Below are 12,727 nucleotides of genomic sequence, written 5' to 3'. Positions count from 1 at the left end.
GACGAGGGAGTGATATGTCCACAACGCATCCATTGCCACCTCATGCGAATGGGGTGACATTAACCCTTGAAGAGCTGCTGCAATACCGCACTCAATCTGTACGTTGGTTGCCACCAGCACAAAGTATCTGGTCGCAAATGAGCGGTAACCATACCAGCCGCCAAAAAGGGCGAGGCATGGATTTTATGGAAGTACGCCAATACCAACCTGGCGATGATATCCGCAGTATTGATTGGCGGGTAACTGCTCGTACAGGGAAAGCGCACACAAAGTTATTTGCAGAAGACAAAGAGCAAGCTGTGATTCTTTACCTTGACCTGAGTTCTAGCCTGCATTTTGGGTCTAAGTATATGCTGAAGTCGGTTCAATTGGCTCACTTTGCCAGCGTGTTGATTTGGCTCACTTTGGCTAAAAAGGATCGCATCGGTGCGGTGATTGACGATGGACATCAATGTTTTGAGTTTCGCCCTTCCTCTCTACAAAAACAGGGGCTGCGGATTCTTAATGCTATCGTCGATACACATAACGCGCAGGTGGCTCGTACTGCCAACAACGAGGCTCGTACACTGCCGTATACTCAGGTGTTAGAAACACTTCATACACTGACACCTAAGGGCAGCGAACTGATTATGCTCAGCGACTTTGCCCACATAAGCGCAGCAAAGTTGACGCAGTTACGTCGACTAAAACAGCACAACAGTGTGAGGGCTATTCAGTTTTATGATCCTTTAGAAAGAGGTGAAACAAACTTTAGAGGTCAAGTAAAAGCCTCGGATGGACAACGTAGTCAATGGTTCAACTTTGGCTCCAAGGGCCAAAGAAAGGAACTCGAAACACACTTTACTCAACACCAAGAAACCATTAAACAGCAATGCCATTCGATGGCGATTCCATTTAACACGCTATCAAGTGGTTGGCCCTTGATTTCACAATTAAGCTAACAAACTGTACAAGCAGCATTTATTAAGCAGTAATAATAATGACAACAAACAACCAAAGCCTAGACCTTGAACCTCTGATTTTACCAAACGCTCCGGATTGGTTTCCGCTCGCTTGGGGATGGTGGGCAGTGCTTGCGGCCACCGTGCTTTTCGTTTTCAGCATTTATCTTTATACGAAATGGCGTAAAAAACGCCTACGCGCGCAAAAGGCAGCCTTAAAACTTTTAACTCAATCTGTCACACCTCATACCCCCTCCTCTGCTCTGGAAATATTGCGTCAGGCGGCATTGAGTTACTTTCCGCGTGAAGAAATCGCGCCATTAACTGGAATCGCTTGGTATGAGTTTCTCGATAGCCATACAAAAGAAACTCGATTCGTAGACAAACAACATCAGTGGCAAGAAGCGCTGTATCAGAAATCCTCTCAAGAAAATCATCAAAGCTTGGTCGATGATTGTGTCTTTTGGATAACTCACGCTTTGCCACCAAAGAAAAAGGCAAATAACCGTGACTGAGCAAACACTCATAACCGATCTTGCCCAATGGCTAAACATTGAATTTGTCTGGTGGTGGGCACTATTTTTGCTGCCTGTCCCCTGGCTGGTATACAAGCTCCTGCCACAAGAATCTCAACAAGCCGAGATCAAATTGGCGTACTTACCAACTAATGAGAATGGCAGCAAGCCTAGGCAAGCCCTGCAAAAATCACTATCAATGGCGATCTGGGTTCTTCTTATCATTGCTTGTGCGCGTCCAGTTTGGTTTGGTGATCCAGTTGAGTTCCAACCCAAATATCGGGACTTGATGTTGGTCGTCGACCTATCTGGCTCGATGCAGCAAGAAGACATGGAGCTCAACGGCGAATACATCGACCGCCTCACCGCTGTCAAAAAAGTTCTATCGGATTTCGTGGCAAAAAGAAAAGGTGACCGTCTCGGGGTTGTTTTGTTTGGCGATCACGCGTATTTGCAAACGCCACTCACTGCAGACCGTAAAACCGTCATGCAGCAGATTAATCAAACCGTCATCGGCTTGGTTGGTCAACGAACCGCCATTGGTGATGGCATTGGTCTAGGCACGAAAACTTTTGTAGACAGTGATGCTCCGCAACGAGTCATGATTTTGCTTAGTGACGGCAGCAACACAGCCGGTGTGCTCGAACCGCTCGAAGCAGCGGAAATCGCAAAAAAATACAATGCGACCATTTACACCGTAGGCGTAGGTGCTGGTGAAATGATGGTGAAAGAGTTTTTCATGACTCGTAAGGTTAACACCGCAGCCGACTTGGATGAGCAAACACTAACTAAAGTGGCAGAGATGACTGGTGGACAATATTTTCGGGCGCGAGATACTGATCAGCTCGAAAAGATCTACGACACGATCAACCAGCTCGAGCCCGTGTCAAGCGACACGCAAACTTGGCGTCCGCAGTCAGAATGGTTCCCATACCCATTAAGCGCTGCATTCGTACTGTCGGTATTGTTATTCCTACTGAGGAGAAAACATGGCTGAGTTTATTTTCCTTAACCCTTATTGGCTTTTGGGGCTTATCGCAATCCCTATTGCGCTCTTGCTCAATCACAAATTTAGAGCAAAAAAATCGACACTGATTGCCCCTCACCTAGCTAAAGTGCTCGGACAAAACACGCAGTCCAAACACTATTTTATTCTCTGGGGCGTAGCTTGGGCCATTGCCTGTATTGCGCTAGCGGGACCAAGCTGGCAATCCAACGCTCGCCCAAGCTTTGAGTTAAACCAAAACCGCATTTTGGTGCTTGATATGTCTCGCTCGATGTTCGCTACGGACATCAAGCCTAATCGACTCGCGCAAACACGTTATAAGGCGCTGGACTTACTTCCTAAATGGAAAGAAGGGGCTACGGGTCTTATTACTTACGCTGGCGATGCCTATAACTTAAGTCCACTGACGACTGATTCCAGTACGCTTGCCGGCATTATCGAGAATTTGTCACCAGAGCTAATGCCTTTTCAAGGGGCAAACCTGCCTTCCGCAATTGAATTAGCGCTCAACCAGTTCTCTCAAGCAGGTGTGCAACAAGGCGACATCATCGTGTTAGCTGATGACCTTGATGAGTCAGAACTGTCTCGCGCGTTGAATTTGGTCGAAGGTAAAAACATTCGCATCTCAGTTCTCGCAGTAGGAACCGCTAATGGCGCTCCCATCGCCCTACCCGATGGTTCTCTTTTAAAAACTGCACAAGGCACAACAGTCGTAGCGAAAACAAATCTGAAGAATTTACAAATACTAGCAAAGAAAACAGGTGGAATTTTTGTTCCTATTCAGCACACCAATCGCGATGTTGAGAACATTTCAGCCTTTACGAACAACGTTGGCAGTCAACTTTCGGCCAAGCAGAGTGAAGAAGTGAGCACTGACTCTCGCTTAAACGGTGGCTTTTGGTTGCTGCCGCTGTTACTTCTGCCTGCAGCTTTACTGTTCCGACGCGGCCTGATTTGGATGTTTGTGGCAACAATAATACCTATGACTTGGACACAACACGCCGAAGCAAATCCGTTCTTAAATGCCGACCAACGAGGAGCGGAACTCTACAAGCAAGGTGAGTATGAACAGGCGCAAAATCTATTTACAAACCCAAGCTGGAAAGGGGCAGCCAGTTACCAAAAAGGTGACTACGAAGCCGCTATCGAAGCATTTTCTCATGACGCCTCTCCTAACGGCCGCTATAACCTTGCCAACTCTCTGGCGCAAAATGGTCAATTAGAAGAAGCGGCAGAGCTTTATAAAAAACTGCTTGAAGAAAAGCCCAACTTTGAAGCTGCAAAGAAAAACTTGTCGGTTGTGGAACAAAAGCTGAAACAGCAACAGCAACAGCAACAGCAACAGCAACAGCAACAGCAACAGCAACAGCAACAGCAACAGCAACAGCAACAGCAACAGCAACAGCAACAGCAACAGCAACAGCAACAGCAACAGCAACAGCAACAGCAACAGCAACAGCAACAGCAACAGCAACAGCAACAGCAACAGCAACAGCAACAGCAACAGCAACAGCAACAGCAACAGCAACAAAAGTCTCAAAACGGTGAGAAGGAAGAGCAAGGACAACAGTCACAAAATCAGCAAGAATCTGAAAATAAAACAGAAAAGCAAAAAACAGAGCAACATCGACCGAAACGAGGTGAAAAGCAGGCTCAGGAACAAGGTGAACCAATGCAGGCTCAAGTGCAGCCAAAAAACACGCATCGGGATGATCCTGAATTCCGTCGTCTAGAAGCAGTCGAAAGCGCTCGCGATCCAAGCTTTTTGATTCGTGCACAAATGCAACTTCAAGCTCAACAAAAACAACCTCCACAACAATCTCAAAAGGAGTGGTAAGCCCGTGATGAACAAAGGCGTACAACTGATCTTTATTCTTGTGGCCAGCCTATTATCCAGCTTCTCGGTGATGGCACAGACGCTTCAAGCAAGCGTCAATAAAACACAAGTTGCTAAGAATGAAGTGATCAACCTCAGAATCATGGCAGATACTGAGCTCGGCTCAGATGCAATTGACTTTAATGTACTTGAGAACGACTTTTTCTTGGGTCAACCTCGTTATGGGCGCTCCAGCAATAACATTAACGGAAGAAAATCTGTACGTACTGAGTGGAGTATCTCGATTGCGCCGATGAAAGAAGGTGTTCTGACTATTCCGAGCTTTTCCGCAGATGGTATGAGAACGGAGCCAATAAAGCTTCGTGTCACCGCAAGCCAAGCTGAACCCAATCTCGATGACCTATTTAGCTTTAATATCAGTGTCGACAACAGCACGCTGTACCCTCAACAATCTGCGACATTACGTATGCAGCTTTTGGTCAAAGCGGATACCCGCCGTCTTGATAACCCACAAATTGTGCCTCCACAGATTGAAGGCATGAAGCTTGAAGCGATTGGTGGCTTACAGCAGGGACAAAAGATCTTAAATGGATTAGAAGTAGCGGTCATTGAACAGTCGTTTCGCTTAACGGCGAATCAGCCGGGTACTTACACCTTGATAGGTCCTAGACTGACAGGCTCTTACATTTATGGCGACAGCTTGACGGGCTCTACCAAGATCATGCCAATCAACACCAAAGCTGAGCAAATGCCTATCGAGGTAAAACCAATTCCAAGCGAATTTGAAGGGGAATGGCTTCCAGCTTCAGCGTTAGAAATGACGCAGAGCTGGCAAGACGATCAAGGTAATCCTCTGTCGGTTAATGCGCTCAACACTGTCAAACAGGGCTCTTCACTCACTCGAACCATTCAAATTAAAGCTCGCGGAACACAAGCCGAATACCTTCCACGAGTAAGTATTGATTATCCAAGTTCGCTGCGGGTCTACCCAGAACAGCCTCAATTCGACAGCGCGAGAGATGGCACCGTTATCATGACCGTGAAGCAAGTCATTATCCCCACTGAGGCTGGGTCATATACCTTGCCGGGATACCATTTGAACTGGTGGGACAGCCAAAATGATGAAGCGAAAAAAGCGACGTTACCAGAGCTACAATTAGAAATAGAGCAAAGTGACACCGGGCTTATCACATTGCCGGAATCGCCTCTGCCAACACCACCTGAGTCAGCCATCAGTCCCGAACCAAACGGTGGAGTGAGCAGCCTCTGGCAAACCCTGACCTTTGTTTTCGCTGGGCTTTGGGTGGCGACGTTAGGAATCGCGATTTGGGCATGGAAGAAGCGTCCTATGACGGCGAGTAAAACGGTTTCGAATACCAAGCAACCTCTTTGCGTTGATGCGTTGAAACAAGTCATCAATGAAGGGGACGCTGCTAAAATTGAACGCTCAGTAAACGAGTATCTAAACACTCACCGAGACAGGTTAAGCCCTGGTGATGCGCAAGCCGTAAAACAAGAACTTGATGCCATGAACCAAGCGCGTTTTAGTGCCAATCAACAACCTTGGCGTCCAGACTCGCTACTGGCAAAAATTCAAAACCTTAGCAAAGCAAACGTAAGGAAAACCGACCACCAGCTAGAAAAACTATAAAGAAAAATGGCAGCGCTCTAAACGCTGCCATTGTTATTTTCAAAGAATCAAAATGTGTTTATAGACGATAAACAATATTTAAATTAACACCGCTTAAATCTAATCCTTTGTCATCATAAAGCTTAATCCATTCAATTTGCAGTTCTAATGGTGTTCCTTTATTAAATGCAAATCCAACCCCATATTGCAAATCTTCATCACTGTCAGAGATTCCGTCCGCTGACACTGTTATTTTCCCGTATCCTAGTAACCCATACAGGTCTACATTTTCACCCAAAGGAACCAAACCTTTTGCCAACAAAGCAAAATTACGTTCCACCTCAACTGAAATGCCATATAACTCATCATCAGATACGCTTCCATAACCTCGGACTTCAACACCAAAGTTTTGATGGAACCTGTAGCCAAACATCGCGCCTAGAAGAGAGTTATTCAACGAGTACGCTCCCAAAGAGCCAAGATTTATATCAGCGTCGGCGTACTGATAGCCTACCCCCAAATATCCAAAAGGTTCAAATTCACTTACACTATTATATTGCTTTCCTTGAGATACTCCGGTGAAACTCAACGCCAACATTGCTAGTAACACACTACCTTTTTTCATAATCACACCCATACCAATCAAGTTGCACACTGCAATATAAAAGTAGTGGACAAGATAGATACCAGCAATAAATTTACAAATAAAAATAACAATAGTGGACAAATTATTGTTCACGTCACGCCACTATTTGATCTTTTTGCTCATATCGCCTTACGCAATTTCGACCATGACTCTTCGCTTGATAGAGTGCCTTATCCGACAGTTGGTAAAGATGGTCGAAATTAAAGTCTTTGCCTTTCGTTTTGTAGCAAGAATAACCGACTGACACAGTGAGCAACTCCCCTTCTGGGTTGTGTTGGTGTTTGATGCCTTCATCTTCAATGCATTGACGAATACGTTCCGCTCTCTGCTTTACCGCCTCTTGATCAGAGCCGATCATTAGTAACACAAACTCTTCTCCACCAATGCGACAGAAAACCTCGTCTTCACCTTTGGTATGATGATCCAAGATATGACCCACGCGCATTAGTGCGATATCCCCTTCGAGATGGCCATAGTGATTGTTAAACAAGCCAAAGTGATCAATATCAATCAGGATAAGACCAAAGGACATCGCTTCCTCACACTCTAGCGCGCAATATTTCTGCATCACATGTTCTAACATACGGCGATTGCCAAGACGTGTCAGAGGGTCAAGTTTAGAAAGCACCTCAAGCTGTCGGTTGGCTTCTTCCAACTCTTTGGTTCGGTTCTGTACTTCTAACTCCAGGTTTTCGTTTAATCCGCGAATCGCCTCTTGCGCTTGAGTGCGCTGCAAAACCTCCGCTAGACTGGAAGCGAACATACGAATCACTTCACGTAGCTGAGAAGTCAGCGGCGCGCGCGTCAATAAGTTATCAACAGCAATAAAGGCGATGGGCCCGCTGCTGTTCGAAGTCAAAACCGTCATCGCAGCCCAGCCAAAGCCGACAATATTACAGTCATGATAAATAGGAACGGATTCCTCAAATGCCACTTCACTAGGTACGGCGCGAGCTAAATTGATCAACGAAAAGTCTTGTGTCTCACCAAAGAAATAAGACTCATCCACCACATTGCCTTGAATGTCAGTCCCCCAAGTGCCTTGCATGTATGAGCAATTTTCATCGGTCAAAAACACCGCCATCCGATCAATACCAAGATTTTTGATGGCAAAAGTGACGGCCGATTTACATACATCACTGACGGTTGTACAGCGTGATAGCTCAACCATGCTTGAATGCAACATACGCACGTTCTGCTCCTGGCGCTTTCGAATGTAAATTTGTGAGAAAAGGGAGCCAAACGAGTCCAACATCTGTTTTTGATACGCTGTTATCGGCTTGCGATGAATAAAGTTATCAAGCGCGAACCAACCAAATGGCTCATTGCCATCACGTAGGATCAACATCGCGTTCCACCCCTGCCCAACCACTTTACCAGCTGTGTATATCGGCGCATCTTCCACGATCACTAGGTTGCTCTCAAGGCTTGACAGCGCAGCGATGTATTCTTCGCTCAGTTGGTGTAAATCGTATTGCGTGTGGAACTCATCAATGGTGATGCCTGATTCATCCGTGCCGTATGTTCCACTGAAACTGCGCTTTTTCATATCTAGAAGCATCAGTGTGGAGCGATCAAACCCCAACCGTTGACGTAGCGCTTCGACGGCTTTGTAATACAAATCTTTTAAGGAATCAGGGTTGGAGATCTCGAGAGCAACTTGCTGAACTAACTTCATGTTCTCGATAAAGCGCTCGCGTTGGTTAATTTCATCGACATATTGCGCTTCACGAATGTCTCTGTGTCTCATCTCTTGCGACGCATTTTTCTCGGCGCGAATGCACTGCCAACGCGCCGCTGCAAGCTGCATTGCATCATAGCTTTCTTCATAGATATTGTGTGCCGTGCGAGCATGAACAGATTGAATCAGTAGGTAGGTGCGTTTGATAGGCGTGTTATCGAGCATCATTATGTAACTATCTCCACCTAAATCTTGGGTGTGATTCCAGTTACAAGTATTGATCGCCAGAGGAATGATGCTTTCAGAAGTGTCAAACTGACTTGCCCACTCCCAGAAGCTGTCAGGATAGCTTTGGATTGGGTAAAGCTCCCCGCGAGAGAAACTCACAGAATAACGGGGATTGATTGAAGGATCTTCAAAAATGGCTAAGGCTTGAGGGGAGAACAAACTCTCTAAATGATCAAATATCGCCTCCGCTAATAAGCGATGATCCCTCGTTGAAGACACTTTTCTTGTAAAACTTCTTAAACTCACCCTACCAACCTAATCTACTTTTTTATTCTCGATAAAAAACTACTTAGGCCATCATATGCAATCAATACAATCAAATTTGAGCTGTTAAGTCATTCGCAAAATTATCAGACTTAGTTTCACATTCGAGAGCTCTTCAGCACTTTTATAACCGTATTTCACATAAGTTACATGTTCTATAAAAAGGGGGGTATTTGTGCTTCCTTGCAAGAATTATTGGTATAGGTTGGTGTTATAAATCTGCAGCTTGAAAAGAAAAAGGCCCCTCAAAAAGAGGGGCAAAGTTACCATCGCTTATAGTTATTTAGTTATGCTTGTAAATATGGCGAATTAACCGAAATCACCATTTACGTAGCCTTGAGTACGGTCATCTTGAGGGTTACTGAAGATCACTTGAGTATCGTTATGCTCAACCAGTTCACCCATTAGGAAGAACGCAGTACGGTCAGAGATACGACGCGCCTGTTGCATTGAGTGGGTCACGATAACGATGGTGTAGTTCTTCTTCAGCTCTTCCATCAACTCTTCGATTTTATGTGTCGCAATTGGGTCAAGTGCCGACGTTGGTTCATCCATCAGAATCACATCCGGCTCCATCGCGATCGTACGTGCGATACAAAGACGCTGTTGCTGACCACCCGATAGACCAAATGCGTGTGACTTCAGACGATCTTTCACTTCGTCCCAAAGTGCTGCACCGCGTAGTGAACGCTCTACCACTTCGTCAATGTGTTTCTTGTCTTTGATACCTTGAGCACGTAGGCCGTAAGCCACGTTTTCGTAGATGCTCATCGGGAATGGGTTTGGCTTCTGGAACACCATGCCAACCTTGATGCGAAGATCCGCGACATCAATGTTGCCGTAAATGTCTTCGCCGTCCATCGCCAATTTACCCGTGATTTTCACGCCTTCGATTAGGTCGTTCATGCGGTTCAAACAACGTAGAAGCGTTGATTTACCACAACCTGACGGGCCGATAAGTGCCGTTACTTGGCGAACTGGAATTGGTAGGTTGATCGATTTCAGTGCTTGGTTTTCACCGTAGAATAAGTCTAGGTTTTCAATATCAAATTTGTTCATTTTCTTAATCTCTTAAATCTTGAATTCGTGTCTTTTAACGTGCGTTCTTAATTAGTGTTGTTAGTAAGTTGCGGTGTTAAAACGTCTAGCAATCAGTTTCGTTACCATGTTGATCAGAAGAACAACCACGATAAGCACTGTTGCGGTACCGTAAGCCTGATTCCATTCTTCAACGGTAAACAGTTCGGTAGTCAGTTTGTATAGGTGAACGGTTAATGTACGACCTGAATCCAATAAAGAATCCGGAATACGTGCAACCATACCTGCTGTCAGGAATACTGGAGCAGACTCACCAATGACACGACCAATACTTAGAATGACCGAGGTTAAGATACCTGGCATTGCACTCGGAAGAATCAAACGCCAGATAGTGTAAATTTTTGAAGCGCCAAGGCCGTAAGAGCCTTCACGATACGTTTGAGGCACTGCCATTAGTGCTTCTTCCGTAGTACGGATGATCACTGGCAGAATAAGAATACTTAGAGTCAGTGCACCCGACAGAATCGAGAAGCCCAGACCAAGAATTGCCACGAAGAACGTCATACCGAATAGACCGAAGATGATCGACGGGATACCCGCCAACGACTCAGTACAGAATCGGATAATTTTTACCAATCGGCTACCGACTTTCGCGTATTCGGTTAAATAGATTGCCGTCATGATACCCAGTGGCGCCGCTACCGCGATGGATGCGATAACCATGTAGATGGTCGAGACGATCATCGGGAAGATACCGTGCTCTTCACCAGTACGTGTGTAGTTATCAGTAATGAAGTTCCAATCTACGTGTTGTAGACCATTTGATAGGATGTACCAGATAATCCAGAACAAAAAACCTACCGTTAGTGCTGCCGAAATCCAAACCAAAGCGTTAAAGACGTTATCTTTGAACTGGCGAGCTTGTTTTAGTTTTGCGCGATCCATAATAGTCACCTTTAACGAGCGATTACTTCGCTTTTTCTCGGTTTAGGTAAAGAAGTACAGCGTTCAACGACATGATGAAGACCAGAAGTACAACACCAGTGGCGTAAAGAGCGTTGGCGTGAATACCACTTGCGTAAGACATTTCAATCGCGATGTTTGCGGTTAGCGTACGTGCCGAATCTAGGATGCCTTCTGGCATAGCAGGTGCATTACCCATCACCATGATGATCGCCATTGTCTCACCTAGAGCACGGCCAATACCCAAAATCACACCCGTCATGATGCCTGAACGAGCCGCTGGAACGAGCAATTTGAAGATTGTGTATATTTTCGAAGCGCCAAGAGCCAAAGAGCCTTCTTTGTATGCGCGAGGCACAGCTCGAATAGACGTTTCAGATACCGTGATTACGGTCGGTAGAATCATCACACCAAGCACGATGATACCTGCCAAAATCGTGTTACCCGCAGGGACATTAAAGATGTTTTGAATCAGCGGTACGATGATGACCAAACCAAAGAAGCCATAAACCACAGACGGGATACCTGCCAAAAGCTCAACTGCAGGACGAATAATATCCGCAAGACGCTTTGGTGCGATTTCGGCAATAAAGATAGCCGTCAGCACACCAATTGGTACACCAACGATTACCGCACCTGCCGTCGATACAATAGATGCAACAATCATTGTCGCAACACCGTAAAGTGCAGGCGGCAGCCAGTTTTGTCCAAGAACGATGCCCGATACACCAGCTTCTTGGAATGCCGGGATACTTTCTCGAACAATAAAGTAAGCAATAACGGCTAATGAGACGATGCCGATAACGGCACTGGTTAGGAACAAGCCGTGGAAGATACGCTCTTTCCAGTCTACGCGACGTTTCTCGCGCAGGCCGGGCTTGCTGATAGCTTTAGCGTCAGTATTCATAAGCTTTTCACTATTTGTTGCGATGGTCATTTAAAAAATCTCACGGTTCTGGGCGTTTTGCCGGTGAACACTATGGATAGAAAAGGCTCAGCCCTAAATGGTGGGCTGAGCAAACTTAAGAGTCCCGATAGAATTAGTTAACTGAGATGTAACCGTTTTGGTCAACTAGCTTTTGCGCATCTTCAGTTAGCATCCAGTCTAGGAATTTTTGCGTTTCAGCTGATGGCTTGCCTTCTTTGTAAAGCACAAGGAATGGACGAGCTACTTTGTAAGAACCGTTTTTCACGTTAGCTACCGTTGCATCAACGCCGTCGATTGCTAGAGCATTAACAGTGTTGTCTACCGTACCTAGTGAAATGTAGCCGATTGCGTATGGGTTAGATGCAACCATTGTTTTGAGTGCGCCGTTACCGTTTGCAACTTGAGCACGTTGAGAGATAGCTGATACCTTCTTACCAGAAATCTTCATTTTAAGAGACATGATGTCTTCAAATGCGCCACGAGTACCTGAAGCAGTGTCACGAGTAATTGCTACGATTGGCTTGTCTGCACCACCGACTTCTTTCCAGTTTGATACTTCGCCTTTGTAGATTGCAGTCACTTGCTCTGCTGTTAGGCCAGGCAGTTTGTTTTGTGGGTTAACAACCACTGCGATACCATCACGAGCAACCACTTCTTCTATTAGTGTTGATTCTTTTTCAGAGTCTTTTAGATTACGAGAAGACATACCAAGGTCTGCTGAACCATTTTTTGCTGCTTTAACACCAGCTGAAGAACCAGGGCCTTGAACTTCGATAAATACGTTAGGGTTCTTCTTCATGTACGTTTCAGAGAAAACTTCCATCAGTGGAGTTACGCTGCTAGAACCCACTGCAGAGATAGTTTCTTTAGCAGAAACAGGAGTCACTGCCATTGCGCCTAGAAGTGCGATTGCACCGATTACTGTCTTTTTCATCACAATTTCCTTAAGTGGCTTTATTGCCGTTGTGTTTCACTTGAACGGTGCTCACT

Annotated in this window: 11 protein-coding genes; 5 read left to right on the top strand and 6 right to left on the bottom strand. The window is 45.6% G+C overall.

Features of this window, described 5'->3' with window-relative positions:
• Positions 1-14 precede the first annotated feature (14 nt).
• Genes J8Z23_RS22885 through J8Z23_RS22865 form a run of 5 tightly spaced genes read left to right on the top strand, consistent with a single transcriptional unit; the run spans position 15 to position 5,950 of the window.
• Positions 15-941 carry a DUF58 domain-containing protein gene (locus tag J8Z23_RS22885; RefSeq protein ID WP_301659076.1) on the top strand — a complete coding sequence of 309 codons (927 nt, stop codon included), beginning with the start codon at positions 15-17 and terminating at the stop codon, positions 939-941.
• Positions 942-979: 38 nt separating this feature from the next.
• The gene (locus J8Z23_RS22880; RefSeq protein WP_047008481.1) at positions 980-1,456 is read left to right on the top strand and encodes a DUF4381 domain-containing protein; all 477 of its coding nucleotides are present in this window, start codon (positions 980-982) and stop codon (positions 1,454-1,456) included.
• Entirely contained in the window at positions 1,449-2,453 is a 1,005-nt protein-coding gene (locus tag J8Z23_RS22875; protein WP_006741917.1) for a vWA domain-containing protein, read from the top strand. Before J8Z23_RS22880 ends, J8Z23_RS22875 begins: the two co-directional genes overlap by 8 nt.
• The gene (locus tag J8Z23_RS22870; RefSeq protein ID WP_434635448.1) at positions 2,446-4,299 is read left to right on the top strand and encodes a VWA domain-containing protein; all 1,854 of its coding nucleotides are present in this window, start codon (positions 2,446-2,448) and stop codon (positions 4,297-4,299) included. The genes J8Z23_RS22875 and J8Z23_RS22870 overlap by 8 nt, the downstream gene beginning before the upstream one ends.
• A gap of 4 nt (positions 4,300-4,303) precedes the next feature.
• On the top strand, positions 4,304-5,950 hold the full coding sequence (locus tag J8Z23_RS22865; RefSeq protein WP_301658869.1) for a BatD family protein: 1,647 nt from the start codon (positions 4,304-4,306) through the stop codon (positions 5,948-5,950).
• Positions 5,951-6,008: 58 nt separating this feature from the next.
• Here the strand turns inward: J8Z23_RS22865 and J8Z23_RS22860 are convergent, their stop codons facing one another.
• From J8Z23_RS22860 to J8Z23_RS22835, 6 genes are all read right to left on the bottom strand, one after another.
• Complete coding sequence (locus J8Z23_RS22860) at positions 6,009-6,668, bottom strand: outer membrane beta-barrel protein (RefSeq protein ID WP_434635447.1); 660 nt, start codon at positions 6,666-6,668, stop codon at positions 6,009-6,011.
• A gap of 1 nt (position 6,669) precedes the next feature.
• Positions 6,670-8,790 carry a sensor domain-containing diguanylate cyclase gene (locus J8Z23_RS22855; RefSeq protein WP_258644217.1) on the bottom strand — a complete coding sequence of 707 codons (2,121 nt, stop codon included), beginning with the start codon at positions 8,788-8,790 and terminating at the stop codon, positions 6,670-6,672.
• A gap of 327 nt (positions 8,791-9,117) precedes the next feature.
• Positions 9,118-9,867, bottom strand: a complete 750-nt coding sequence (gene pstB / locus J8Z23_RS22850; RefSeq protein ID WP_005397884.1) for a phosphate ABC transporter ATP-binding protein PstB — start codon at positions 9,865-9,867, stop codon at positions 9,118-9,120.
• Positions 9,868-9,927: 60 nt separating this feature from the next.
• The gene (gene pstA / locus J8Z23_RS22845) at positions 9,928-10,791 is read right to left on the bottom strand and encodes a phosphate ABC transporter permease PstA (RefSeq protein WP_005397882.1); all 864 of its coding nucleotides are present in this window, start codon (positions 10,789-10,791) and stop codon (positions 9,928-9,930) included.
• A 22-nt stretch (positions 10,792-10,813) separates the two neighbouring features.
• Positions 10,814-11,746 carry a phosphate ABC transporter permease subunit PstC gene (pstC, locus tag J8Z23_RS22840; protein WP_006741921.1) on the bottom strand — a complete coding sequence of 311 codons (933 nt, stop codon included), beginning with the start codon at positions 11,744-11,746 and terminating at the stop codon, positions 10,814-10,816.
• A 103-nt stretch (positions 11,747-11,849) separates the two neighbouring features.
• Positions 11,850-12,671 carry a phosphate ABC transporter substrate-binding protein gene (locus tag J8Z23_RS22835; RefSeq protein WP_006741922.1) on the bottom strand — a complete coding sequence of 274 codons (822 nt, stop codon included), beginning with the start codon at positions 12,669-12,671 and terminating at the stop codon, positions 11,850-11,852.
• Positions 12,672-12,727: the final 56 nt, after the last annotated feature.

The sequence above is a fragment of the Vibrio sp. SCSIO 43086 genome (genome assembly GCF_051132235.1).
Taxonomy (GTDB): domain Bacteria; phylum Pseudomonadota; class Gammaproteobacteria; order Enterobacterales; family Vibrionaceae; genus Vibrio; species Vibrio diabolicus.
Note: the sequence above shows the minus strand (reverse complement) of the source record. Positions and strands in the feature narration are given on the sequence as shown.

Coding starts and splice junctions, on each gene's coding strand:
- J8Z23_RS22885 (WP_301659076.1), top strand. CDS start 15: ATGTCCACAACGCATCCATTGCCACCTCATGCGAATGGGGTGACATTA.
- J8Z23_RS22880 (WP_047008481.1), top strand. CDS start 980: ATGACAACAAACAACCAAAGCCTAGACCTTGAACCTCTGATTTTACCA.
- J8Z23_RS22870 (WP_434635448.1), top strand. CDS start 2,446: ATGGCTGAGTTTATTTTCCTTAACCCTTATTGGCTTTTGGGGCTTATC.
- pstB (WP_005397884.1), bottom strand. CDS start 9,867: ATGAACAAATTTGATATTGAAAACCTAGACTTATTCTACGGTGAAAAC.
- pstA (WP_005397882.1), bottom strand. CDS start 10,791: ATGGATCGCGCAAAACTAAAACAAGCTCGCCAGTTCAAAGATAACGTC.
- pstC (WP_006741921.1), bottom strand. CDS start 11,746: ATGACCATCGCAACAAATAGTGAAAAGCTTATGAATACTGACGCTAAA.
- J8Z23_RS22835 (WP_006741922.1), bottom strand. CDS start 12,671: ATGAAAAAGACAGTAATCGGTGCAATCGCACTTCTAGGCGCAATGGCA.